This window comes from Streptococcus sp. CCH5-D3, assembly GCF_001556435.1.
In the GTDB taxonomy this organism is placed as follows: Bacteria; Bacillota; Bacilli; order Lactobacillales; family Streptococcaceae; genus Streptococcus.
In genome coordinates this window covers 40420-65866 of the sequence record NZ_LSIW01000060.1, presented here as the reverse complement: position 1 = coordinate 65866, position 25447 = coordinate 40420, and the positions used below count along the sequence as shown (strand labels likewise).

Genomic DNA, 25447 nt, shown 5'->3' with positions numbered 1-25447 from the left:
TTGTAAAAAATATATAGAAAGGAGATTCGATGTTTGAATCGTTTTTGGGAATAAATTTTTTAAATCTCTATAATACAGATGCCTTTCTAGCCATTCAGATTATTATAACGCTGACGATAAACTGTGCTATTTTCAAACGAATGACAGACATTCGTATCTCCTGGACGGTGTTTCTGACCTTAGCCCTGCTAGATGTGGTCCTTCAGTATAATATTAAGAGTATGAACATGATTACAGATGTCTTTATTCTGATGGTTTTGGCTATTCTGGCTAAAGGAAAGACTTGGACGGTAACGCAGTATGCTTTTCATACCTTGTTTCCAGTGGTGACATCAGATTTGCTTTATCGTTTATTGGGGCTCTTCTTTATTCCCCTTCTCTTAAATCTCCCTGTAGCTGAGGTGGGGTCTAATGCACTTTTCTATCTCTTATCTTACGGTTTGATTTTGCCACTTTATTTTGTTTTTGACCGTTTCTTGGGCTTGGATTTGAAGCGTTGGAAGGTCTATAGTGATGACTCTTTCCATAACCTCCAGATTTCTAGAAGAGCTGCCTTAGCCATGGCTACTTATTTATTGGGAATCTTTCTCAGTATGAATTTAGATGACTGGTTACCTGGTTATTCTTTAGATTTGGAATTGAGACTTCGTATGTTAGGGGTTCTCTTGTCTGCGGTGGCCTTTATTTTCCTAGTTGCTCATCTTAATCAACTGTCTAGGCAGTATTTGGAAGAGAGTTTGGCCATGGAGGAAAAACGGCATTTGAATAGTTTGACCAAGGCCAACCAAAAGATTGATCTTCTCTACAATGAATTGTTACAATACAGACAGTCTTATCAGACGGTTGTGGAACAATTTTCAGAGGAAGTGCGTGACCAGGAAGAGGCCCTTGCTGAACAGGTGTATCAGAATGTTCTTAGAGAGAGTGCCAAGGAGTTTGAACGTTTCCGTGTCATTGATAATCCTAAGCTAGAAAATATTCAATCCTTGCCCTTACGTAGTCTTCTTTCGGCTCGTATGATGGAGGCTAAACGTAGTAATATTCCAGTGACTTGTGATATTCCTGAGGAGATTTCAGGCTTTACCATGAACGTGGTTGACTTGACCTTGCTGGTGTCCATTTTCTTTAGTAATGCGATTGATGAGAGTAAGCAGGTGCCTGCCAGTCAAATCAATTTTAGTTTTCATCGTCATGATAAGGATGGGAGTTACCATTTCGTCATGGAAAATAGGACGCAAGAAGAAAAAGTTGACCTTGATGCTATTATGCAGGAAGAAAATCAGAAGAAGACCTCTGGTCTTAACCTTCACTCAGCCAAGGATATTCTTAGGAAGTATAGTGATGCCAATCTGATTACAAGCAGTGGTGATTACCTCTTCAAACAGGAATTGATTTTTAAATAAATAGATAGAGCTAAATCAAAGGATTTGGCTCTTTTTTTCGTTACAGATCCATAAAGTAGGGCTCTTTGCTGTTGAGCTTATGCTTATGTCCGAAGCTTAGGACATCGGAGGAGGAAGGGGTGAGGGAGGAGTCTGATTGTTGCTTCATTCTGTGTTATAATAGCAAGGATTAGTGCTTCTTAGAGCTAAGTGAATGACGACTTGCTTAGCCTAACGACTGGTGTAGAGACAAGAAAGGGACGTCTTATGAAATTACTTTATACGGATATGTCTCAGGATTTAACTGAAATTCTGACGGAGCAGGCGACTAGCTATGCTCAAAAGGGAAAGAGGGTCTTTTATATTGCCCCTAATGCCCTATCATTTGAGAAGGAGCGTAAGGTCTTGGAATACCTGCCTCAGTCAGCGTCCTTTGAGATTACGGTGACTCGTTTTACTCAGATGGCTAGGTACTTTATTCTCAATACGAGTAACCCAAAAACTCAGTTGGATGATGCTGGTCTGGCCATGATTTTTTATAAGGTCTTGTCACATATGGGCGATGATGAGCTTAAGGTTTATGGTCGTTTACGCAAGGATAGTAACTTTATTAATCAATTGGTGGACCTTTACAAAGAATTGCAGCAGGCTAATATGACAGTTCTGGATTTGCAGCATTTGGATCAGGCGGAGAAACAAGAGGATTTGGTAAGGATTTTCAGTGCGGCTCAGGATCTCCTGTTGGCGGGAGATTTCGACAATCAATCAAAACTCAGTGCCTTCTTCAAGGAGATTACCTCAGGCCACCTCGATAAGGCCTTGAGTAACACGGTTTTGGTCATTGATGGCTTTACGCGTTTCTCTGCCGAGGAGGAAGCACTGGTTGCACTCTTGAATGATAAGTGCCACCAGATTGTCATTGGGACCTATGCCAGTCAAAAAGCTTATAAGGCTAACTTTGTTTATGGCAATGTTTATCAGGCTTCAGTGGATTTTCTGAAGACTTTGGCTCAGACTTATAAGGTGACACCTGACTACGTGACGACAGACAAAGAGGGCAATCCTTCTTTTGCACGTATTAGTCGTCTTTTGGAGAGCCGTCATGATTTTAGTACGGTAGATGAGAAGGTTACTGATCAAGACAAGCAAGCCTTGCAGGTCTGGGAAGTGGTCAACCAAAAGGAAGAGGTGGCTCAGGTTGCCAAGAGTATTCGTCAGTTGCTGGCGGATGGTAAGCGCTACAAGGATATCTTGGTCCTGCTTGGTGATGAGGAGAGTTATAAGCTTCAGGTGGGTCAGATTTTCCGAAAATTTGATATTCCCTATTATTTCGGTAAGGAAGAAACCATGTCTAGCCATCCTTTAGTGCAGTTTGTGGATTCGCTAGAGCGTATCAAGCGCTATAATTATCGTGCTGAGGATTTGCTTAATCTCGTAAAATCCGGTCTCTATGGTGGTTTTACTCAAGAGGACTTAGACCTTTTTGAGTATTATGTCAATTTTGCAGATATCAAGGGGCGTCACAAGTTCTTGTCTGATTTTACGGCCAATAGTCGTGATAAGTATGATTTAGACCAGCTTAATGCCTTGCGCTCACAACTGGTAGAGCCCTTGGACAAGTTGCTTAACAGTCGCAAACAAAAGGGTTCTAGTCTGCTTAAGAAACTTGCGGTCTTTTTAGGGGCTGTACAAGTGCCAAATCAGATGGCTGCTTTGACTGTCAAGGCCAGTGAAGCTGAAAAAGAGCAGAATGAACAGGTCTGGAAGTCTTTCACCCAACTCTTGGAGCAGGTTGAGACTATTTTTGGAGAAGAAACGCTGTCAGTGGACGACTTTTTGTCCATTTTGCGTTCGGGAATGTTGGCCTGTGATTACCGTACGGTTCCAGCCACTGTTGATGTGGTCAATGTGAAGAAATACGATTTGATTCAACCACATTCAGCTCCTTATGTTTTTGCCTTAGGCATGACTCAGTCGCATTTTCCAAAGGTTGGGCAAAATAAGAGTCTCCTGTCTGATGAGGAGCGTAGTCGTATCAATGAGGCGACGGATGAGCATAGGAGTTTGGATATTGTTACGCAGAGTAATAGTCAGCGGGGGCATTTTGTGGCTATGTCGCTTTTCAATGCGGCTAGTGAACAATTGGTGCTTAGTCAGCCACAAATTCTCAATGAGAGTCAAGATGATATGTCGGTTTATTTGAAGGAACTTCTTGACCTTGGTCTTCCTCTGGTTGAAAAGGGACGTAATCGTTTCGAGGCTAAGGGTGACCAGATTGGGAACTACAAGGACCTCCTATCGACTGTCATTGCCCTTAACAGCAGCCATCTAGATGCTGATTTGGACAAGGAAACGCAGACGTTCTGGTCAGTTGCTGTCCGTTATCTCCGTAAGCGACTTGATAAGGACCAAGTCTTGATTCCAAATGTGATTGACGATGTGACGACGACCAAGGTGGATGATCAGGTCATGCAGCTGGTCTTTCCGGGGGAAGAACCACTAAAATTATCAGCCTCGGCTCTGACGACCTTCTATAACAACCAATATCTTTATTTCTTGCGTTATGTCTTGGGACTTGAAGAGTTGGAGTCTATTCATCCGGATGCTCGACATCACGGGACTTATTTACACCGTGTCTTTGAGCGTGTGATGGGTGATTCTTCGTCAGAAAACTTCGATGATAAATTAGAAAAGGCTATTGCTCAGACCAATCAGGAACAACCCTTTGAAATTCTCTATACCGAGGACCAAGAGAGTCGCTTGTCTCGTCAGATCTTGGAAGATATCGCCCGTTCAACTGCCAGTGTTTTGCGTGACAATGCGGCCGTTAAAGTTGAGCGTGAGGAAGCCAAGTTTGACTTGCTTTTAGCAAATAGCATCAAAATTACAGGGATTATTGACCGTGTGGACCGTTTAACGGATGGGGCTCTGGGTGTCGTTGACTACAAATCAGGTAAAAATGTCTTTGACATTCAGAAATTCTACAATGGCCTCAGTCCGCAATTGGTGACCTATCTGGAGGCCCTTCGACAAACCTATAAGGTCGATGCTGACCAGCTTTTTGGTGCCATGTATCTCCACATGCAGGACCCACAACTTAACCTAGTCCAGTTTGGTCTGGATAAGCTAGCAGCTCAGGCTAATAAGGAATTGACCTATAAGGGGCTCTTTGTAGCTTCAGAAACAGAGCATCTGGCTGGTGGAAACTATGATTTACAAAAGACTGTCACCTATGACAAGGAGGACCTAGAAACCTTGTTAGACTACAATATTAAGCTCTTTACAGATGCTGCTGAGATTATTCGAAGTGGGAATTTTGCGGTCAATCCTTATACCGAGGATGGCAAGTCTGTTCAAGGGGATCAAATCAAGGCTATTACTCATTTTGAGGCCGACCGCCACATGGGACAGGCTCGTAAACTCTTGCGTTTACCAAGTAAGGGCAAGAAGGAAGCCTATTTGGAGCTGATGACAAAAGACGAGGACAAGAATCAGATGCAAGTTGCTGAAAATATCATCCCCTTTCTTGTCACTAATCAAGCTGTGACAGCAAACAAAAAAGATCAGGAGGACAACCATGTTGACTAAAGCTTTTTTAAGTCCAACAGAGATTAAGGAACGCATTGCCCAAGAAGCAGCTTCTGACAAGGAACGCAAGTTAACACCTGAGCAGATTGAAGCCATTTACAGTAATGGTAGCAATATTCTTGTGTCAGCTTCGGCCGGATCAGGAAAAACCTTTGTCATGGTTGAGCGTATCCTTGATATGATTGGACGTGGCGTTGGTATTGATCAACTCTTTATCTCAACCTTTACGGTAAAGGCTGCAGGTGAGTTGAAAGAGCGTCTGGAAAAGCGTCTGACAGAGCAGTTGGGACAAGTTGAGACGGATGAAGAGCGTGTCTTTCTTTCAGACCAGATTGCCAAAATTGGGACGGCTGATATTGGAACCATGGATGCCTTCACCCAGAAATTGGTCAATCAGTATGGCTATCTCCTGGGTGTGTCACCTATTTTTCGCATCATGACAGACCCTGCTGAGCAGACGCTTATGAAAAATGAGGTTTATACCGATCTTTTCAATGATTACATGCAAGGGAAGGATGCCCAACTTTTCCAAAAATTGGTCCGCAACTTCGCTGGAAATGGTAAGACTAGTAAGGCCTTCCGTGATCTAGTTTACGATGTCTATAACTTTTCTCAGGCTACTGCAGGTCCTGAAAAATGGCTACGTCAGAATCTCTTAAAAGGGCAGACCGATGCCAAGCCAGACAAGGCTAAAGTTGAGCTTTTAGAGGGTCTCAAAGATGGCTTGTTAGCTGATTTCTTAGCCTTCTTAAGAGACCATTTAGGCCTAGCTCAGCGTGAATTTGCCAAGGCCAAGTATCTGAATAATGTGTCAGATGCCATTAGCCTTCTGGAGGGAGCCTTGGCCAATGACCAAACCGATATGGAGGACTTGCTCAAACAACTCTTGACTCTGTCAGGAGGGACTGGCTTGACAAATATGACCCGTCCTAAAGACGAGGAACTCAAGGCCTACAAGGAAGCTTACAACAAGACCAAAAATGGGTTTGTGGCCCAGTTGCGTGAGATTGATACCCAACTAACGGTCCTCGAGGTTTTGACCAAGCATAATGATGACATCCTACCTCTGTTAGAGCTGCTTCAGGCCTTTGTGCTTGATTTTTCAGACCAGTATTTACAGGCCAAGATTCAGGAAAATGCCTTTGAATTCTCAGATATTGCCCACTTTGCCATCCGTATTTTGGAGGAAAATCCAGAGGTGGCAGCCAGCTACCGTGACCGTTACCATGAAGTAATGGTAGACGAGTATCAAGACAATAGCCATACTCAAGAACGCATGTTGGAGCTCCTCTCTAACGGTCACAACCGATTCATGGTGGGAGATATCAAGCAATCCATCTATCGTTTCCGTCAGGCGGATCCTCAGATTTTTAATGGCAAGTTCCAGCTTTTCCTTGAAAATCCAGATGCAGGTAAGCTAATTCTCCTTAAAGAGAACTTCCGTAGCCAATCTGAGGTTCTTGATGCGACTAATGGTGTTTTCAGCCACCTCATGGATCAGGAAATCGGAGATATCCTTTATGACAAGACGCATATGTTGGTAGCAGGTAGCGAGAAGCAAAAAGAGCCCCATCCTGAAAATGAGACTGAGGTTCTGATTTACAATAGTGATGAAGCAAGTGTGACTCCTGACGAGGATGGTTCTGATCAACCTATCAGTAGTGGTGAGATTTCCTTGGTTATCAAAGAAATTATCAAACTTCACGAGCAGGGTGTACGTTTTGAGGACATTACCCTCCTAGCACCAACCCGCAACACCTATCTGGACTTGATGGCAAGCTTCGAGGAGCACGGAATTCCTTTGGTTCCTGACGAGTACAAGTCAAGCTACCTAGAGTCGCTAGAAGTTATGATTATGTTGGATACCCTTCGTGCCATCAATAATCCTCTTAATGACTATGCCCTCGTTGCCCTCCTTCGTTCACCGATGTTTAATTTCAACGAGGATGATTTGGCTCGTATTGCTGTCCAGGCTGACGAAGGACAATTCTATGATAAACTTCTTGTAGCTTGCACTAAAACAGGGCTTCATCCGGAAGTTGTCACACAAGGACTTGATGCCAAGTTGACTCTTTTCACTGAGACTCTGGCAGATTGGCGTGATTACAGTAAGTGGCACTCGCTCTACGACCTCATTTGGAAGATTTACGACGATCGTTTCTATTATGATTATGTTGGCAGTCTTCCACGAGCTGAGCAACGCCAGGCCAATCTCTACGCCCTTGCCTTGCGTGCCAATGCCTATGAAAAGACTGGTTTTAAGGGACTTTCTCGTTTTATTGGTATGATTGATAAGATCATTTCTAGCGGTAACGACCTAGAGGAAGTAACAGACTTGGTTCCCAAAAATGCCGTTAGCCTCATGACCATTCACAAGTCCAAGGGACTAGAGTTCAAGTATGTCTTTGTCTTGCAGATGAATCGCAAGTTCATTGGTCACAGCAAGGATGGACTAAGTGGTAAATACATTATCAACCGTGAAAAAGGACTTGGCATTAAGTACCTAGCTGACCTTAAAGACCAGATAAACACCAATTTGCCCAAGTTAAATGTTGTTTTAGAGACCTTAACCTTCCAGGAAAATCGTAGGGAAGAGCGTCGAGCAAGTATCTCAGAAGAGATGCGTCTGCTCTATGTTGCAATGACTCGTGCAGAGAAAAAACTCTACCTAGTTGGTAAGGGTAGTAAGGAAAAATTAACCCAGCAATTTGGCACGGATGTCGAAAATAATCGCCTACCAGTAGCTCTCCGTGACCAAATCGCCACTTATCAGGATTGGGTTATGGCTTTGGATACTGCCTTTATGAGAAAGGATCTCAAGTTTACTGTTCGCTTTGTTGAGTCTGAAGACTTGACCCCAGAGGCTATTGGTCAGGTTGAAGTTAAAGCAGCAGTAGATGCTGATGATCTATCTAACAATCGCCAGACGGAAGACATTAAACGTGCCCTAACTGTCTTAGAAAGTGTTGAAAAGCTCAACCAACTTTATGCACCAGCGATTGACCTGCCATCTGTGCGTACGCCGAGCCAGCTCAAAGCCTTCTACGAACCTGTCATGGATACCGAAGGGGTGGATATTATGGACAAGAAAGAGGAAGTGCAACCTCTTGAGACATCCACTAGCTTTGAGCTTCCAGATTTTGGGCAAAAAACGAAGGTCACTGGAGCTGCAGTTGGTTCAGCCACCCATGAACTCATGCAACGCTTGAGTCTTTCTGACAAGGTGACCCTCCAAGATTTGACACAGGCCTTGAGTCGAGTATCGGCAGATGATCAAGTCAAGGCGCGCCTGCAGTTAGAAAAGCTACTAGGCTTCTTTGACACCGAACTTGGGAAGCTCATTCTAGCTAACCGTGATAAGTTGCGTCGCGAAGCGCCATTTGCCATGTTGGCAGAAGACCCGGCTAGTAAGGAAGACTTTGTCGTCCGTGGTATCATCGATGGCTACCTTCTTCTTGAAGACCGTATTGTCCTCTTTGACTATAAGACAGACCGCTTCACTCAACCTGGTGAGCTTAAGGAACGTTACAAAGGGCAAATGAGCCTCTATGCTAAAGCACTCAGCCAAGCCTATCAAATAGATAAGATTGATAAATACCTTATTCTCCTAGGTGGAAAAGACTTGGAAGTCGTAGAAGTATAAGCTATAGCCTAACCATTCTTTCATAGTGAAAGAGTGGTTTTTTTGTGTCTTAATCCCACCAAAAAAGACCGGTGTGCACACACCAGTCTTTTCGATAGATTTCCATCAGTATTGTAAGTTCGTTAAAATATTAGAGGATGGAAATAGTTATGAAAAAAAGTATCTTGTAGGTTGCTTGGGCCTACAAGGGCTATTATAACAAACTCATCTCAGTCTAAACAAGGTTAGAAAAATTAGAATTAACCACCACAAATATTACTAATTTTTAATAGTTAGAATCCATAATAGCAATAAATAGAGACAAAAACCGTCAGCATGAGACTGACGGTTTTAGTTTATTTTAATCCTAATATCAACTAATTAAAGGAACCACCCAATTGACCCAGACCCAGGAAATAGGCATAACCAGAATCATGGCTGGAATCATATCTGCTGTTGGGAATTGACGCAGTTTCATAATACGAAAACCGGTCGCAATCATGAGGAAGCCCCCGCAAGCCTTAAAGTCTCCAATCATGGCTTTTGTTGTTAGAGGGAGAATGAAACCAGCACTCACAAAGAGGAGGAAGAAAACGATAAATTGTGGAATGGCAATCATGGAGACGATGTAGCCTAGACTACAAGAGAAAATCATAGCCGTAAAGAAATCTAGGATAGATTTAGAAATTAAGATAGAAGCATCGCCTGTCATCCCAGACTCAAGACTCCCGTAAATTCCTGTACCACTGGCACAAAAAAGGACGATAACTGTCAAGAGTTGCGCATAAAATTCATCGTGAGCTAACCCTGTTTGCTTGCTTGGTGTAATCTTGGACAAGCCTTTTTCCATAAGCCCAGCTCCCTTGTTGATGAGGTTTCCAAACTTTAGGGCCAGCCCAATGATGGTACCGATAACTACCGCAAAGATAACCGCAGGCATATTAACCATATTCATAATAGCGCTAATCCCCATTACCATAGAGGCTAGGCCAAAGATAAGGTTAAGATTCTCCTTGAAGTCTTCTCTAAGATAGTCGCCAAAGAGACCTCCAGCGATTCCTCCTAGGATAATTGATAGCGAGTTGATGATAATTCCAGTTGGCACCAGTGATTTTCCTCCTATTTGTTTTAAATACTATAAGTTTAGCATTATCAAAGACCGAATGCAAAATTGTCTCGTTTTTACAAACGTTTTATTGAAATTGTACCTTTGAAATGATACAATAAATGAGAAGGTAAGGAGATAGTCTTATCTAAAACCATTGCCGATATTATTAGAGTATTGTTCATAAAAAACAAGGCAACAACTCTAATTTACAATCTAATATAAAGTGTAAAATGAGGCTATTGTTAAATAGATTCTCAAGAAAGGATAAAAGATGATTCGTTTTGAACACGTAACGAAACGTTATGAAGATAAGGATGCTCTCTCAGATCTTAACCTCGAGATTCGAGATGGGGAGATTTTTGGTCTGATTGGTCACAATGGGGCTGGTAAGACCACAACTATTTCCATTTTGACGTCTATCATTGAAGCTAGCTACGGTGAAGTTTATGTCGATGATATGGCCCTCAGCCAACATCGTGATGCTATCAAGAAAAAAATCGCTTATGTGCCAGATTCACCAGACTTATTTCTAAATTTAACTGCTAATGACTATTGGTACTTTTTGACACGTATCTATGATTTGGAAGCTAGTCAGGTTGAGGAACGTTTGATTAATCTCATGGCTATCTTTGACTTGACGGAAAGTCGCTATAACCTCATTTCTTCCTTCTCTCACGGTATGCGTCAGAAGGTTGTCGTTATCGGTGCTCTTCTGGTTAATCCGCAGATTTGGGTTTTGGATGAGCCTTTGACTGGTCTGGATCCACAGGCATCTTATGATTTGAAAGAAGCCATGCGTAACCATGCTAAGGAGGGTAATAGTGTGCTCTTTTCAACCCACGTTCTAAGTGTAGCTGAGCAGCTCTGTGATCGTATTGCTATTTTGAAGAAAGGAAAACTCATCTTCCAAGGGTCTCTAGCTGAACTTAAGTCTCAGTACCCTGACAAGGATTTGGAAACCATTTATCTGGAAATGGCTGGACGTAAGATCGAGGAGGTGTAGTCATGAACTGGAACCATGTTTGGGAGCTTTTTAAAATTAATCTCCTCTATGCAAATCCTCAAGCAGTAACTAACCTACAGAAACGTCAGGAGAAAAAGAAAAAGGCTAATTTCTCCATCGTTAATGCCATGCTTAGACAACAACTCTTGATTTTAATTATTTTTACGGTTGTTTATAGCTATCTTTTTGTAGGTGTCGATTATAAGGCCAATCCTGGAGTCTTAACCCTCTATCTTTTGACATTTTCAGTCATGGGGCTTCTCCAGACTTTTACGGCTCTCTATAGTACCTTTTACGATAGTAAGGATAGCAAGGCTTATCTGCCTCTTCCCTTAAAGCCATCAGAAGTCTTTTTGGCCAAGACCTTGTCAGGTTCTATGGTTGGGATGACCTTCATGGTACCTATCCTTAGTCTTCTCATTCTAGCTTACTGGCAATTTATTGGCCCGCTGGGGATAGTCGTGGGGTTTCTATCCTTTATCGTTTCTCTCTTTATCAATCTCGTTTTTTCAGTGATTCTGTCTAATAGTGTTGGAACGCTGATTGTTCGCAGTTCTCGTCAAAAGCTCTATTCGACTATTTTGATGACCCTGTCAACCCTATTGATTATGTTCCCTATCATGATGGTTGGTTTTCTTAATGGTTATGTTAAGGGTGCTGGACATATCGATTTTCCTTTGTTGCCTTATCTAAGAGGTTACTATGATGTGGTAGCTGCTCCTCTATCTCCGGAGGCTCTACTAAATTTTTATCTTCCTCTTATCTCAGTGCTTATCTTGGGTCTTTGGTTTTATAAAGTCAGAATGCCTCGTTATTTCCACGAAGCCATTTATAACAAAAAGGCTAGAAAGACTCAGGTAAAAGTTGTTACTCGAAGTCAAAGACAGGTCTTGGTTCGCCATCATTTATCTACTTTGGGAAACTCAACCCTCATTATCAATACCTATGTGGTACCAGTATTATATATGATCATGCTGGGCGGAGGTGCGTTCTTTTTGAAAGATTTAGGTCCAGACTATTTCGGGCTCATGCTTTTAGTCGGAATTGCCTTTGGTTTCTTTTCAGCGCAACCAACAAGTTTTCTTGGGGTGGCAACTTCCTTAGAGGGAACAAACTTTGACTTTATCCGTAGCCTGCCAATCAATACGGGTGACTATCTTCGTCAAAAGTTTTGGATTTTCTATGGCTTGCAAGTCGGTGTATCCCTCTTACTAGGAGGACTTGGTTTAATATTCCTTGCACATCTCCATCCTATTTTGGTGGCAAGTTTCGCTCTTGGTTTTCTCGTAACAACCTATCTTGTAGGTGGCTATTTCTTTGAACGTGACCTTAAATTATTGGAAGTGAATTGGCAGGAAGTCACTCAGCTCTTCAATCGGGGTGGCGGACAGTGGCTCTATATGGGTATCTTTATTCTTACAATTTTCATCGCTGCCTTGCTAGGAGGTATTGTCTTCTTTGCAAGTAAGTTCTGGATTGCCCTAGTAGTCAACGCTATAGTATCTGGGCTTATAGCTTTAATTGCCCTAATCGTTTATCTCTTTGTTGACCGCAGACGTTGGAAACGTATTAGAGCCATATTTTTTGCCTAGAACAAACTGTTTAAAGAGTCTCTCCGATTGGAGGGATTCTTTTTTACTGAAAATCTTTAATATGTAAACTTATGCATTATATATGTTAAAATACCTGAATTTAGTGTATAATCATAAACATGAAACGAAATTTTGACTCAGTAAAACGCCTAGTTATCAAAATCGGGACTAGCTCCCTGGTTTTGCCTTCAGGGAAAATTAATCTTGAAAAAATCGATCAGCTAGCTTTTGTGATTTCTAGCTTACATAATAAAGGAATTGAGGTTGTCCTCGTATCCTCTGGGGCTATGGGATTTGGTCTTAATGTCCTAGATCTTGAGAAGCGCCCAGCAGAGGTTGGTAAGCAACAGGCTGTCTCAAGTGTAGGGCAGGTGGCCATGATGAGCCTTTATTCTCAGGTCTTTTCACATTACCAAACCAAGGTATCTCAGCTTCTTTTGACCCGTGATGTGGTCGAGTATCCTGAGAGTTTGGCCAATGCCATCAATGCCTTTGAAAGCCTCTTTGAGCTTGGAGTTGTTCCAGTTGTTAATGAAAATGATGCTGTCAGCGTAGATGAAATGGACCATGCGACTAAGTTTGGGGACAACGACCGCTTGTCAGCTATCGTAGCTAAGATTGTTGGTGCTGACCTACTCATTATGTTGTCAGATATTGATGGGCTCTTCGATAAGAACCCAAATGTCTATGAAGATGCAACCCTTCGTAGCTATGTACCAGAGATTACAGAGGAAATTCTAGCCTCAGCTGGTGGTGCTGGTAGTAAATTTGGTACGGGTGGTATGATGAGTAAGATTAAGTCAGCCCAGATGGTTTTTGAAAATCAAAGCCAAATGGTTTTAATGAATGGTGAAAATCCGCGTGACATTCTTCGTGTCCTAGAAGGAGCCAAAATCGGTACACTCTTTAAACAGGAGGACTAATATGACACATATTGATACATTGGGCCAGCAGGCCAAAGTGGCGGGTCGTCAGATTGCTAAATTATCAACAGCAGCTAAAAATGACCTTCTAAATCAGGTAGCTAAAGCTCTAGTAGCTGAGAGTGCCTATATTATCGCTGAAAATGCTAAGGATATGGCCAATGCCAAGGAAAATGGTATTTCAGAGATTATGCAAGATCGCTTGCTCTTAACGGAAGACCGTATCGCAGGGATTGCTGAGGGTGTCCGTCAGGTGGCAGATCTTCAGGACCCAATCGGTCAAGTAGTTCGTGGCTATACGAATCTGGATGGTCTCAAAATCATTCAAAAGCGTGTTCCTATGGGTGTTATCGCTATGATTTTTGAGAGCCGTCCCAATGTCTCAATCGATGCCTTTAGCCTTGCCTTTAAAACCAATAATGCCATTATTCTTCGTGGAGGACGTGATGCCATCAATTCCAACAAGGCCTTGGTTACAGTAGCTCGTAAGGCTTTGGAAAATGCGGGTATCACAGCAGATGCCGTTCAGCTGGTTGAAGATACCTCTCATGAGGTAGCAGAAGAACTCATGGCGGCGACTAAGTATGTAGACTTGCTCATCCCTCGTGGTGGAGCTCGTCTCATCCAAACGGTTAAAGAAAAAGCCAAGGTTCCAGTCATTGAAACGGGTGTTGGTAACTGTCATATTTATGTGGATAAATATGCTAACTTAGATATGGCGACACAGATTGTCATCAATGCCAAAATACAGCGACCAAGCGTTTGCAATGCTGCAGAATCTCTCGTTGTTCATGCTGATATTGCGGAAGACTTCTTGCCTAACTTGGAAAAAGCTATTTCAAAAATTCAGTCTGTTGAGTTCCGTGCGGATGAAAGGGCTTTGAAACTTATGGAAAAAGCTGTACCCGCTTCACCTGAAGATTTTGCGACAGAGTTTCTTGACTATATTATGTCTGTTAAAGTGGTAGACAGCCTTGATGAGGCTATTAAATGGATTAATACTTACACGACATCGCATTCAGAGGCTATCGTAACTCAGGATATCAGTCGTGCGGAGCAATTCCAAGATGATGTTGACGCTGCAGCTGTCTATGTTAATGCCTCAACCCGCTTCACAGACGGCTTCGTCTTTGGACTGGGTGCTGAAATCGGAATCTCAACCCAAAAAATGCACGCCCGTGGCCCAATGGGACTTGAGGCCCTAACCTCAACCAAGTTCTATATTAACGGACAAGGACAAATTAGAGAATAACCCATAAAGCTCCATGAAGGAGCTTTTTTAGTTGGTTTGCTAGACGACAGGTCTTCTGATATACTGGTAGTATCAAGGATGAGGAGATTTTGCCATGTTTAAAGCTTATAAGAAGTATTGGATGGGCTATGTCGATTTTACAGGACGTTCAACTCGCTCAGACTATTGGTTGGCAGTTTTAGCAAATACTATAGTAACTATCATTTTATTTAGCATAGTTATAGTTGTAACTGTTTTTGATAGTCCGAATAGTCATTATCATATTATTTTTATATTATTGTATTTGCTTGCAATGCTATATTTCTTTGCTAACTATATTCCATCTATTGCCCTTCAGGTGCGTCGCTTGCGTGATGCTGGTTTTCATTGGGCATTGATTTTCTTAAGCTATGCGCCTGTTATAGGTGATATCGTACTGTTGGTTTTGTTTTGTCAACCCACAAAAGTAGAATTTCCTTTCAACCAGTTCAATAATCCACCACAATAATAATGACTTAACAGCCTTGCGAGGCTGTTTTTTAGTTGATTTGTCAATCTTCCCTTCTCTTGCTACACTGGGAGTATCATAAAAAAGGGGGATTTTATTATGATTGAAGCCTACAAAAAATTTTGGAAGGGCTATGTTGATTTTAAGGGCCGTTCAACACCTTCAGATTACTGGTTTGCATGTTCGGCACATCTATTGATTTTCTTTACTTGGTATTTGCTCCTAGCAGTGTTTGAAAGAATGGTAGCTGAAACAGGATCAAGCGATTTATTTACTATTGGTGTTATTTTACTACTTATCTTTTTTGCCTATGGTGTTGCTGCGGTTTTACCTGGTATTGCTCTAACGGTTCGTCGTTTACGTGATGCTGGCTATAATTGGCCGTATATTTTTATTCCTTTAATCCCATTTGTCGGTATTTTTATCTTCATTTTTCTATTATGTCAACCAACAAAAGTAGAAGTGCCAGTCAACAACGTCGATAACCCACAGCAATAATGACAATCAACCAACTCTTTGAGTTGGTTTTTCTAATGTCAAAAAAAGTTTTATGTTAATGTTGCACATTTTAATATTTCTGATATAATCTTATCTGAGACTAATCGATACTAAAAATATATTTAAGAAATGTGAATACTCTATGAAACTACTTCGTCAATTAAAAGAAAAACGTTACCTTATTTTGGCATTTACCCTACCGGCTATTCTTTTGGCTTTGGCAATTGTCTTTTTGCAGCCCGCACACAATCATGCAAAGGTCCAAGTCAAGGTTGGTACTAAGCAGTCATCGTCTAGCAAACCCAAGGCGTCATCCAAATCATCGAGCTCTAGCTCTTCGTCATCTTCTTCAACCTCGAGTGAGTCTTCGAGCGAATCATCATCAAGCTCAACGGTAGAAGCAGCTAGTCAGACAGAGGCAAGCTCTACTCCTGCGGTAGCGTCAACGCCAACACCATCTTCATCACAAGAGACTTATCAAGCGCCCCAATATAACTATGTGCCACCAACAACTTATACAGAGTCACATAGTGAGTCTTCAAGCTATACAGCACCTGCCTACAGCGCAGATGTTAGCTCTGGGACAACAGAATAAGGGTTAGAGAAAAGGAATTTAGGATTAGAAATGAAAAATAAAGTTTTAGTATTAGTAACAGGATTATCTAGTTTAGTACTATTGGCTGCTTGTTCAAACCAGCAAAATGGCTTGACTTCGACGACTTCAACTTCATCAGTAGAACAGTCACAATCAAGTAGTAGTGAAAGCTCTAGTCAAGAGAAAAAGGTAGATACCTCTGCTTATGATAGCATCATTAGTAAGTACCAAACGGCTGTGGCCAACAATCAAACGGATGCCTCGCTTAATTCTCTCGTTGTTACCTATGCTAATTCTCAAACAAGTCCTGCCTCAACGGTCTATACTTACCGTGATCTGGATGGTAATGGTGTTGATGAGTTGATTCTTGCTTTTAAGCCGGGGAAACTTTTTAAAGAGCATATGATTACGGATATTTACACTATCTCTAAGGATAGTGATCAGGTTATTCGTCTGACAGAAGGTCCACAACTGGGCATGTTGGGTGAGCGTATGACATTGGCCTACCTCATGGATAACACCTTTAGCTACTATGGTAGTGCTGGTGCTATGGCTGGTGGTGGTTCTGGCTACCACTTTAGTAGTGATGGCCAGTCTCTTATAAAAGATGACAGTGATTCGGGTGCAGAGAAGGCTGATTTTTCGAATTGGGATTGGAAGGATCTAAACTAATACTAACTTTAGAACGTCGTCACAAATTCAAACAAATTCATCATCCTTCAAGCCTGATGAATTCAAAAATGGCAATTACAAATCAGCTGTAGGGACATGGAAATCTTCAAATGGAAAGACCATCACCATCACTTCGGATGGACAGTTGGAACTCTGGGGGTCTACTTACCTTATCGACAAAGTCTCATCCAATCAGTATGTGTCTGGTATATATACCTTAACTTATGTTAATTCTAGTCCAGTTGGGAATACTCCAATTCAGCCTTGTCCTAAGGGAGTTAGTGATGCAAGTGATGCGGGAGATAATAGTAAGGACCGTATTCTAGCGACGAATGGAGTGCCATCTGAGGAAAGCTATTTTTACAGAGTGGATTAATCTTATCAGATGATATATCAACTAAAGAGTTAGACCACAGGTCTGGCTTTTTTACTATCCTGTCAACTTACAGAACGAGACAATTTCTCCATTCTTGTGCTATAATAAAAGTTATGACTAATGAATTTCACCATGTAACCGTTCTTTTACACGAAACTGTTGATATGCTTGATATCAAGCCCGATGGCATCTATGTAGATGCGACCTTGGGTGGCGCAGGACATTCGTCTTATCTTTTGTCGCAATTGTCTGAAAAGGGTCATTTGTACTGTTTTGATCAGGACCAAAAGGCTATTGATAATGCTCAAGTGCGTCTCAAGGACTATATTGATAAGGGCATGGTGACTTTCATCAAGGATAATTTCCGTAATCTCAAGTCCAATCTTGAAGCCTTGGGGGTGTCTGAAATTGATGGCATTCTCTATGACTTGGGTGTCTCTAGCCCACAGTTGGATGAGCGTGAGCGTGGTTTCTCCTATAAACAGGATGCCAAGCTGGATATGCGCATGAATGAGGAGGCGAGTCTGACTGCTTACGATGTGGTCAATACCTATCCTTACAACGATTTGGTGCGTATTTTCTTCAAGTATGGTGAGGACAAGTTCTCTAAACAGATTGCACGTAAGATTGAACAGGCTCGTCAGGTTAAACCAATTGAGACCACGACGGAACTGGCGGAAATCATTAAATCAGCTAAGCCTGCTAAGGAATTGAAGAAGAAGGGCCATCCAGCCAAGCAAATTTTCCAAGCTATTCGTATCGAAGTGAACGATGAGCTGGGTGCTGCGGATGAGTCTATTCAAGAGGCCTTGGATTTACTTGCTGTAGATGGCCGTATTTCGGTCATTACCTTCCATTCTTTGGAGGATCGATTGACTAAACAGCTTTTCAAGGAAGCCAGTACGGTAGATGTGCCTAAAGGTCTACCTTTTATTCCTGAAGACCTCCAGCCTAAGGTGGCCTTAGTTAATCGTAAGCCAATCCTACCTAGTCAGGAAGAATTAGAAGCTAATAACCGCTCGCATTCTGCTAAATTGCGTGTGGCTAAAAAAATCAGGAAATAATTATGGAAAATAAGGAACATCAGATTGTTAATAGAGCCATTAGAAACCATATTCGTTTTATGACGCGTATGGAAAAGGCCTTCTATTCGGCAATTGTTTTGACAGCTATTGTGATGAGTATCGCTGTTGTATTTTTACAAGGGCGTAATCAGGCTATCAAGCAACAAATCACAGACCTTAATAGCAAGATTAGTGATGAAAAAACAGAGCTTAACAATGCTAAGCAGGCGGTTAATGAGTTGACTAACTCTGACCGTATTAAAGAGATTGCTAATAAGGCAGGCCTGTCTATTAATAACGATAGTATTAAGAGTGTGAAGTAACCAATGAACAGATTAAGAAAACTTAAACATTTATTTCTAAACTATGTCGTTAGGGATAGGCGAAAGCCAGCCCAGAATCGACAGCACGTTGGTCAGAACCTTATGGTTCTCAGCATCTTTATCTTTTTCGTCTTTATTATCAACTTTGTGGTGATTATCGGGACAGACAGTAAGTTTGGTGTCGATTTGTCTACCCAGGCTGCTAAATCTTATAACACTAAGACCACGGTGGCTGCCAAGCGTGGGACGATTTACGACCGAAATGGAAATGTTTTGGCTGAGGATTCAACCAGTTATGCCATTTACGCTATCGTGTCGACCAGTTATGTATCAGCGACTCAAGAAAAACTCTATGTCCAAGATAGTCAGTTTGACAAGGTTGCTGATATTTTAAAGGATAAGCTAGGAATTGAAAAGAGTGATTCCTTGGCCCAATTGCGTACTAAGGGTGCCTACCAGGTTTCCTTTGGGCTAAAGGGGAAGGGAATTACCTACTCTGTTAAAGAAGAACTAGAAAAAGCCTTTAAAGATGCGGGAATTAAGGGGATGGCCTTTGAAGCAACAACGTCACGAATGTACCCTAATGGAACCTTCGCGTCAGAGTTTCTTGGTCGTGCCGAAGCTGTTGAAAATAAAAAAGACGGCTCATATTCTTTAATTGGTCAAACTGGTTTGGAGCGCTCGCTCAATAGCCTCTTGACTGGAACAGATGGAGAGGCCATCTATGAAAAGGATAAAAACGGTAATACGCTTCTAGGTACGGAAACCATTACCAAGGAAGCTATCGATGGTAAGAACATCTATACAACCTTGTCAGCGCCTCTCCAAACCTTCTTAGAAACGCAGATGGATACCTTTATGGAGCAGACGCAAGGTGTCAATGCTTCAGCGACAGTTGTCAATGCAAAAACAGGTGAAATTCTTGCGACGACACAACGTCCTACCTATAACTCTGATACCCTCGAAGGACAAGCCAAGAAAAGTTATGACTGGGTTAACCGACTTTATGAGGCCCAATATGAACCAGGGTCAACCATGAAGGTCATGCTCTTGTCATCGGCTATCAATAACGGAAGTTTCAATCCTAATGCGACCTATAGCAATGCCAACGGTATCAAGGTTGATGATGTTGAAATCAATGACTGGTCTATTAATGAAGGTATCTCGTCAGGCCGAACCATGTCATTTGCTCAAGGCTTCTCTTATTCAAGTAACGTTTTGATGACCATGTTGGAACAAGAGATGGGAGACAAAGTTTGGTCTAACTACTTATCTCTTTACAAATTTGGTCTTCCAACCCGTTTTGGGATGGTTGGTGAGTCTTCAGGGGTTGTCTCTCGAAACTCTGTTAATATAGCTCAATCATCCTTTGGACAAGGGATTTCAGTGACTCAGGTTCAGATGCTTCGTGCTTTTTCAGCTATCTCTAACAACGGTGTTATGCTGGAACCTCAATTTATCAAACAAGTTGCGGATGTCAACCAAGGCACTGTTCGTACGGCTAAGAAAGAAGTTATTGGTAAGCCAGTTTCCAAGCAGGCTGCTTCTGAGACCCGTAATTATATGATTTCTGTTGGTACAGACCCAGAGTTTGGTACCATGTACAACAAGTCTGAAGGTTCGCCAATCATTAAGGTTGGTAACTATGATGTTGCGGTTAAGTCAGGAACAGCCCAAGTGGCCGATGAAAAGACAGGAACCTATAAAGTTGGGACCAACGAAACGCTCAACTCAGTTGTAGCTATGGTTCCTTCTGATGATCCACAATATGTTATGTATGTAACAGTTCTGGAACCTAAGACCTGGGATAATAATTTTTATGCGACGGTGGTTAACCCTGTCCTAGAAGAAGCCATGTCTATGGGAGACACCCTAGATACTTCTGTGTCTGAAGGTAGTGAAAAGACCGAGGAAACGAGTTATCAAACCGGCGATATTATCGGTAAGAGTCCAGGTGAGATAGCTAACACCCTTCGTCAAAACTTGATTCATCCGATTGTTCTGGGTGTTGGTGATAAGATTGAGAAGGTTTCTGTAGATGCCAAAGCCAATATTAAGGCTAATGAACAGATTCTTATCATGACCAATGACTTCACAGAACTTCCAGACATGTATGGTTGGACCAAGAAGAACGTTGAAACCTTTGCCAAATGGAAGGGCATTAAAATTACTTACAAGGGTGGCAAGTCAGGGACTGTTACCAAACAAAGTGTTGCGGCAGGAAAAGCCCTGTCTAAAACTAAGAAGATTACCATTACTTTAGGAGACTAAGATGACTATGAGTCTGATAGCAGGCGTGGCCGCCTTTGTGTTGACGGTGCTCGCCATGCCTCACTTTATTACTTACTACAAAATCAAGAAAATCGGTGGCCAACAAATGCATGAAGATGTGAAGCAGCATCTGGCTAAGGCTGGAACACCAACTATGGGAGGGACAGTCTTCCTAGTAGTTGCTATCTTGGTTAGCTTGATTTTTAACTTCCACGTCTTTAGCGAGGGCCACCAAGCCTATGGTGCTACAGTAGGGATTCTCTTTGTAATTTTGATTTATGGAATTATAGGCTTCCTTGATGATTTCCTTAAGATTTTCCGTCAAATCAATGAGGGACTTAAACCTTGGCAAAAGATGGCCTTGCAGATTATTGCGGGTTTGCTTTTCTACTTTATCCACGTACTCCCTAGTGGGACAGATAGCCTAGCTATTGGTGGATTAACCATTCATCTCGGTGTCTTTTATGTTCTCTTTGTCCTATTCTGGATTGTCGGTTTCTCAAATGCTGTGAACTTGACAGACGGTATTGATGGTTTAGCTTCTATCTCTGTGGTTATCAGCTTGATTGCCTATGGAATTATCGCTTTTGTCAAGGGTGAGTTCGCTATCTTGACTATCATTATCACTATGATTGGGGCACTTCTTGGCTTCTTCGTCTTTAACCACAAGCCAGCCAAGGTCTTTATGGGAGATGTCGGTTCCTTGTCACTTGGAGCTATGCTTGCGGTTATCTCTATTGCCCTACGTGTAGAGTGGACCCTACTCTTGATTGGTGTGGTTTATGTCTTTGAGACAGCTTCTGTCATGCTACAGGTCAGCTATTTCAAATACACTAAGCGTAAGTATGGTGAAGGTCGTCGTATTTTCCGTATGACACCATTCCACCATCACCTCGAGTTGGGTGGTCTTTCAGGTAAGGGTGACAAATGGTCAGAGTGGAAGGTTGATGCTTTCCTTTGGACAGTTGGAGCACTTGCAAGTGCCATTACCCTTTGGATGGTTCTTGGAAACGTTATGAAATAAATGAAAAGAGCAGAAATGCTCTTTTTCTGTTATAATGATAGGGATAGACTAGATAGAAAAGAAGTAACTAAGCATGTCATTTAAAGATTTTAATTTTAAAACATTTATTCAGGAGGCTCTTGACGAGATTAAGTTTAAAGAGCCAACACCTGTTCAACAGAAATTGATTCCTGTAGTCCGTTCAGGTCGTGATTTGGTTGGTGAATCAAAGACGGGTTCAGGGAAGACACATACCTTCCTCTTGCCAATTTTTGAGAAACTAAATCCAAAGAGTGGTGATGTTCAGGTTGTTATTACAGCACCATCACGTGAATTGGCGACACAAATTTACCAAGCGACAAAACAAATTGCCAAACACTCTGAGACTGAAATTCGTGTGGTCAACTATGTGGGTGGTACAGACAAGCAACGTCAGATTGAGAAACTCAAGGTAGCACAACCTCATATTGTTATCGGGACACCAGGTCGTATTTATGACCTAGTTAAGTCTGGGGACTTGGCTATCCACAAGGCCCATACCTTTGTTGTTGACGAAGCTGATATGACCATGGATATGGGATTCTTGGATACTGTAGACAAGATTGCGGCAAGTCTGCCTAAGGAAGTTCAAATTTTGGTCTTCTCAGCAACCATTCCTCAAAAATTGCAACCATTCTTGAAGAAGTATTTGACCAATCCAGTCATGGAACAAATTAAAACTTCAACAGTTATTGCGGATACCATTGATAACTGGTTGGTATCTACCAAGGGTCGCAACAAGAATGAACAGATTCTTGAGATGCTTAAGGGGATGCAGCCTTATCTAGCAATGATTTTCGTTAATACCAAGGAACGTGCTGACGATTTGCACAGTTACCTAGTGTCAAATGGTCTTAAGGTTGCCAAAATTCACGGCGGTATTCCACCACGTGAACGTAAACGTATCATGAATCAAGTTAAGAAGCTTGAGTTTGAGTATATAGTAGCGACTGACCTTGCAGCGCGTGGGATTGACATTGAAGGGGTTAGCCATGTAATCAATGACGCCATCCCTCAAGACTTGTCCTTTTTTGTTCACCGTGTGGGACGTACTGGACGTAATGGCTTGTCAGGAACAGCCATCACCCTCTATCAACCAAGTGATGACTCAGATATTCGTGAGCTTGAAAAGATGGGGATTACCTTTGAGCCGAAAGTCTATAAGGACGGCGAGTTTCAAGATACCTATGACCGTGACCGTCGTGCCAACCGTGAAAAAGCCTATCAAAAACTTGATACGGAAATGATTGGTTTGGTTAAGAAGAAAAAGAAAAAAATCAAGCCTGGCTACAAGAAGAAAATTCAGTGGAAGGTTGACGAAAAACGCAAACGTGAACGTCGTGCGGCTAACCGTGCTAAGGGGCGTGCTGAGCGTAAAGCTAAGAAGCAAAGCTTCTAAGCATTGGCTTCTAGGTGTAAGAAAATTTAGATATGTAAAAACTTGGCAGAATGATTGTCAAGTTTTTTTATAGCAAAAGTGCTACAATAGGAGTCATGAAAGACAAGATTCGAATTCTTCATATCAATGATTTACACTCTCATTTTGAACAGTATCCACAACTCAAGCGAGCTGTGGATGATTTGAGTCAGACAGATAGAGAGTTGATCAAGGTAGATCTTGGGGACAATGTGGATAAGTCCCATCCCTTATCTGATGCGACAGCCGGGCGTTTTAATGTAGCCCTGATGAATGAGTTGGGGATAGACTATGCGACTATTGGAAATAATGAGGGGATTGGTCTGGCCAAGGAGGAGCTAGACTGTCTTTATGAGCAGGCTAAGTTTCAGCCGATCATAGGAAATCTCAAGGATGAGGGGAGACAACCTGAATGGGCTAAGCCCTATCTTATCCACAAAACTAAAGCAGGTACAAACATTGCTTTCTTGGCCTATACCTTCCCATATTACATCACCTATGCTCCCAACGGTTGGCAAGTGTTAGAGCCTATGGCTCGGTTGGAAGAGGATTTGGCTCGTCCCGAGGTAAGGGATGCAGATATAGTCGTCGTTCTTAGCCACCTAGGTGTACGTTATGATGAGCAGATTGCAGAGACTTATCCACAGGTAAATCTTGTCATCGGAAGCCACACGCATCACCTTTTTGAAGAGGGCAAATTAGTCAATGAAACCTATTTAGCAGCTGCTGACAGATATGGTTATTATCTTGGCTGTATTGACCTTACTGTGAAAAATGGGCAATTGATAGAGTGTCAGATTGAGGCTATCCCCACCAAGTCCTACATCTTGGATTTAGACAAGGAGGACGAAGCCTTTATCAAGGCTATGCGTGAGGAAGGCCATCGTCGTTTAGCTCAGAAAAAAGTAGCTAATCTAGGTCGAGAACTAGATTTTGATGAGACCTGTCAATTGGTTTTGCAGGCTGTTTGTCAGGAGACTCATAGCCAATTAACGCTTTTAAATACTGGACTCATCATGAAGACTTTGGGTCCTCAAGTGACCATGGCAGACCTGCAAGAAGCCCTTCCTCATCAGATGCGGATGGCTCGTCTAGTCGTGACAGGACAAGAGCTCAAAGAAATCTGTCAGGAAGTTTTTACTAAGGCTGAACTCCTTAAAAATCAAGCTATTAAAGGTATGGGATTTAGAGGGAAGACATTTGGTGAAGTAATCACGGGGAATTTTGCTTACAAAAACGGTAATTTGTTGTATAATAGAAGGGTTGTAGATTCCAATGAGAAGTTTAGTTTGGTCCTTGTGGACCAGTACTACTTTGCTTCTTACTTTCCTACAATTAAGGAAAAGGAAGTTACTCTTCTTTTTCCAGATTTGTTAAGGGAACTTGTGGCCAAGTATTTAGGAAAAAATGGTGCCAATTGGGATAAGATATAGAGACTTTATTACAGCATCATGATAGAAAATAAGAGAGAGCAGAAAGGATGGCACATGCGTAAAGAAATCTTGCCAGAAATGTTTAATTATAATAAATATCCAGGGCCAGACTTTGTGTATGTGGCTGATCTTCTGAAATCAGATGCCTGTCAGTTTACAGTTCTTGAAAATCACAAGGATGCTTTAGACGCTACCCGCTTTGGGCAACGTTTTTCTGAAATCATGCTCAAGTATGATTATATCGTTGGGGACTGGTCCAATGATCAGCTTCGCCTTAAGGGATTTTACGAGGACGAGCGCCCTAATACGCGTAAGACAGACCGCATTAGCCGATTGTCGGAGTATTTGCGTGAATACTGTGCCTTTGGTTGCGCCTACTTTATTTTGAAAAATGAAGAGCCGCAATTAATCGTCTTTGAAGAGGAGACAGAACCTCGTCGCAAGCGCCGTCGTTCTAATAATCGTCGTAATGCTTCTCAGGAATCTAGAGAGCGCAATGCTTCTCAAAAGAATAAGGGGCAAAAAGCTTCTGCTAAGCAAAAGCCAGACAAGTCCAAACGAAGAGATAGGGATCAAGAGGGTCCAAGCTTTGAGAAAATCAAGCGTCGTCCTAAGTTCAAATCTAGATCTGAGGATGGTGGTCGTGAGCGTAAGCCTAACTTCAAGAAGAGTCAGAAGCAAGCTCCAAATTCTAAAGGTCAAAACACTCCATCGAAGAAACAAAGCCAGACCAAGTCAGATGGTCAGCATTTCACAATCAGAAAAAAAGGAAATTAAACTATGTCAGAAGTAACAACAC

Annotated in this window: 20 protein-coding genes; 19 read left to right on the top strand and 1 reads right to left on the bottom strand. The window is 42.0% G+C overall.

Going from position 1 to position 25447, the window contains the following annotated elements; genetic code table 11:
• Window positions 1–29: 29 nt before the first annotated feature.
• The 3 genes from AX662_RS03975 (at window position 30) to addA (ending at window position 8613) form a co-directional block, all read left to right on the top strand.
• The gene (locus AX662_RS03975) at window positions 30–1403 is read left to right on the top strand and encodes a GHKL domain-containing protein (protein ID WP_060971676.1); all 1374 of its coding nucleotides are present in this window, start codon (window positions 30–32) and stop codon (window positions 1401–1403) included.
• A 246-nt stretch (window positions 1404–1649) separates the two neighbouring features.
• Window positions 1650–4970, top strand: a complete 3321-nt coding sequence (gene rexB, locus AX662_RS03970) for an ATP-dependent nuclease subunit B (protein WP_060971675.1) — start codon at window positions 1650–1652, stop codon at window positions 4968–4970.
• The gene (addA, locus tag AX662_RS03965) at window positions 4960–8613 is read left to right on the top strand and encodes a helicase-exonuclease AddAB subunit AddA (protein WP_060971674.1); all 3654 of its coding nucleotides are present in this window, start codon (window positions 4960–4962) and stop codon (window positions 8611–8613) included. The genes rexB and addA overlap by 11 nt, the downstream gene beginning before the upstream one ends.
• A 352-nt stretch (window positions 8614–8965) precedes the next feature.
• Here addA and AX662_RS03960 read toward each other — a convergent pair whose 3' ends face one another.
• Window positions 8966–9697, bottom strand: a complete 732-nt coding sequence (locus AX662_RS03960; RefSeq protein ID WP_060971673.1) for a DUF554 domain-containing protein — start codon at window positions 9695–9697, stop codon at window positions 8966–8968.
• A 274-nt stretch (window positions 9698–9971) separates the two neighbouring features.
• Between AX662_RS03960 and AX662_RS03955 the strand changes: the two genes are divergently transcribed.
• From AX662_RS03955 to AX662_RS03885, 16 genes are all read left to right on the top strand, one after another.
• The gene (locus AX662_RS03955) at window positions 9972–10703 is read left to right on the top strand and encodes an ABC transporter ATP-binding protein (protein ID WP_060971672.1); all 732 of its coding nucleotides are present in this window, start codon (window positions 9972–9974) and stop codon (window positions 10701–10703) included.
• 2 nt (window positions 10704–10705) lie between these two features.
• A complete protein-coding gene (locus tag AX662_RS03950; protein ID WP_021146443.1) occupies window positions 10706–12295 on the top strand; it encodes a DUF4231 domain-containing protein in 1590 nt (529 codons plus the stop codon).
• A gap of 119 nt (window positions 12296–12414) precedes the next feature.
• On the top strand, window positions 12415–13218 hold the full coding sequence (gene proB / locus AX662_RS03945; protein ID WP_021146442.1) for a glutamate 5-kinase: 804 nt from the start codon (window positions 12415–12417) through the stop codon (window positions 13216–13218).
• Window position 13219: 1 nt separating this feature from the next.
• Window positions 13220–14470 (top strand): glutamate-5-semialdehyde dehydrogenase, encoded by a 1251-nt coding sequence (locus tag AX662_RS03940; RefSeq protein ID WP_060971671.1) that lies wholly within the window; start codon window positions 13220–13222, stop codon window positions 14468–14470.
• 94 nt (window positions 14471–14564) lie between these two features.
• A complete protein-coding gene (locus AX662_RS03935; RefSeq protein ID WP_060971670.1) occupies window positions 14565–14957 on the top strand; it encodes a DUF805 domain-containing protein in 393 nt (130 codons plus the stop codon).
• 99 nt (window positions 14958–15056) lie between these two features.
• Window positions 15057–15455 (top strand): DUF805 domain-containing protein, encoded by a 399-nt coding sequence (locus AX662_RS03930; protein ID WP_060971669.1) that lies wholly within the window; start codon window positions 15057–15059, stop codon window positions 15453–15455.
• Window positions 15456–15597: 142 nt separating this feature from the next.
• Window positions 15598–16050: a Wzz/FepE/Etk N-terminal domain-containing protein gene (locus AX662_RS03925; RefSeq protein ID WP_060971668.1), complete on the top strand. Its 453-nt coding sequence runs from the start codon at window positions 15598–15600 to the stop codon at window positions 16048–16050.
• 30 nt (window positions 16051–16080) lie between these two features.
• Window positions 16081–16722 (top strand): hypothetical protein, encoded by a 642-nt coding sequence (locus tag AX662_RS10945; protein WP_229040620.1) that lies wholly within the window; start codon window positions 16081–16083, stop codon window positions 16720–16722.
• Window positions 16723–16921: 199 nt separating this feature from the next.
• The gene (locus AX662_RS10940) at window positions 16922–17098 is read left to right on the top strand and encodes a hypothetical protein (RefSeq protein ID WP_230318859.1); all 177 of its coding nucleotides are present in this window, start codon (window positions 16922–16924) and stop codon (window positions 17096–17098) included.
• A gap of 113 nt (window positions 17099–17211) precedes the next feature.
• A complete protein-coding gene (gene rsmH / locus AX662_RS03915) occupies window positions 17212–18162 on the top strand; it encodes a 16S rRNA (cytosine(1402)-N(4))-methyltransferase RsmH (protein WP_002888254.1) in 951 nt (316 codons plus the stop codon).
• A 2-nt stretch (window positions 18163–18164) separates the two neighbouring features.
• Window positions 18165–18485, top strand: a complete 321-nt coding sequence (gene ftsL / locus AX662_RS03910) for a cell division protein FtsL (RefSeq protein WP_002891750.1) — start codon at window positions 18165–18167, stop codon at window positions 18483–18485.
• 3 nt (window positions 18486–18488) lie between these two features.
• Window positions 18489–20756 (top strand): penicillin-binding protein PBP2X, encoded by a 2268-nt coding sequence (gene pbp2x / locus AX662_RS03905; protein WP_060971667.1) that lies wholly within the window; start codon window positions 18489–18491, stop codon window positions 20754–20756.
• A 1-nt stretch (window position 20757) separates the two neighbouring features.
• On the top strand, window positions 20758–21780 hold the full coding sequence (mraY, locus tag AX662_RS03900; RefSeq protein ID WP_002891748.1) for a phospho-N-acetylmuramoyl-pentapeptide-transferase: 1023 nt from the start codon (window positions 20758–20760) through the stop codon (window positions 21778–21780).
• 73 nt (window positions 21781–21853) lie between these two features.
• On the top strand, window positions 21854–23197 hold the full coding sequence (locus AX662_RS03895) for a DEAD/DEAH box helicase (protein ID WP_060971666.1): 1344 nt from the start codon (window positions 21854–21856) through the stop codon (window positions 23195–23197).
• Window positions 23198–23292: 95 nt separating this feature from the next.
• On the top strand, window positions 23293–24648 hold the full coding sequence (locus AX662_RS03890) for a bifunctional metallophosphatase/5'-nucleotidase (RefSeq protein ID WP_048674863.1): 1356 nt from the start codon (window positions 23293–23295) through the stop codon (window positions 24646–24648).
• Window positions 24649–24702: 54 nt separating this feature from the next.
• The gene (locus AX662_RS03885) at window positions 24703–25425 is read left to right on the top strand and encodes a YutD family protein (protein ID WP_048674861.1); all 723 of its coding nucleotides are present in this window, start codon (window positions 24703–24705) and stop codon (window positions 25423–25425) included.
• The last annotated feature ends 22 nt before the right edge of the window (window positions 25426–25447 follow it).

Bases quoted from the DNA above. Each gene is read 5' to 3' on its own strand.
- AX662_RS03975 (WP_060971676.1), top strand. From the start codon at position 30: ATGTTTGAATCGTTTTTGGGAATAAATTTTTTAAATCTCTATAATACA.
- rexB (WP_060971675.1), top strand. From the start codon at position 1,650: ATGAAATTACTTTATACGGATATGTCTCAGGATTTAACTGAAATTCTG.
- addA (WP_060971674.1), top strand. From the start codon at position 4,960: ATGTTGACTAAAGCTTTTTTAAGTCCAACAGAGATTAAGGAACGCATT.
- AX662_RS03955 (WP_060971672.1), top strand. From the start codon at position 9,972: ATGATTCGTTTTGAACACGTAACGAAACGTTATGAAGATAAGGATGCT.
- AX662_RS03950 (WP_021146443.1), top strand. From the start codon at position 10,706: ATGAACTGGAACCATGTTTGGGAGCTTTTTAAAATTAATCTCCTCTAT.
- proB (WP_021146442.1), top strand. From the start codon at position 12,415: ATGAAACGAAATTTTGACTCAGTAAAACGCCTAGTTATCAAAATCGGG.
- AX662_RS03940 (WP_060971671.1), top strand. From the start codon at position 13,220: ATGACACATATTGATACATTGGGCCAGCAGGCCAAAGTGGCGGGTCGT.
- AX662_RS03935 (WP_060971670.1), top strand. From the start codon at position 14,565: ATGTTTAAAGCTTATAAGAAGTATTGGATGGGCTATGTCGATTTTACA.
- AX662_RS03930 (WP_060971669.1), top strand. From the start codon at position 15,057: ATGATTGAAGCCTACAAAAAATTTTGGAAGGGCTATGTTGATTTTAAG.
- AX662_RS03925 (WP_060971668.1), top strand. From the start codon at position 15,598: ATGAAACTACTTCGTCAATTAAAAGAAAAACGTTACCTTATTTTGGCA.
- AX662_RS10945 (WP_229040620.1), top strand. From the start codon at position 16,081: ATGAAAAATAAAGTTTTAGTATTAGTAACAGGATTATCTAGTTTAGTA.
- rsmH (WP_002888254.1), top strand. From the start codon at position 17,212: ATGACTAATGAATTTCACCATGTAACCGTTCTTTTACACGAAACTGTT.
- ftsL (WP_002891750.1), top strand. From the start codon at position 18,165: ATGGAAAATAAGGAACATCAGATTGTTAATAGAGCCATTAGAAACCAT.
- pbp2x (WP_060971667.1), top strand. From the start codon at position 18,489: ATGAACAGATTAAGAAAACTTAAACATTTATTTCTAAACTATGTCGTT.
- mraY (WP_002891748.1), top strand. From the start codon at position 20,758: ATGACTATGAGTCTGATAGCAGGCGTGGCCGCCTTTGTGTTGACGGTG.
- AX662_RS03895 (WP_060971666.1), top strand. From the start codon at position 21,854: ATGTCATTTAAAGATTTTAATTTTAAAACATTTATTCAGGAGGCTCTT.
- AX662_RS03890 (WP_048674863.1), top strand. From the start codon at position 23,293: ATGAAAGACAAGATTCGAATTCTTCATATCAATGATTTACACTCTCAT.
- AX662_RS03885 (WP_048674861.1), top strand. From the start codon at position 24,703: ATGCGTAAAGAAATCTTGCCAGAAATGTTTAATTATAATAAATATCCA.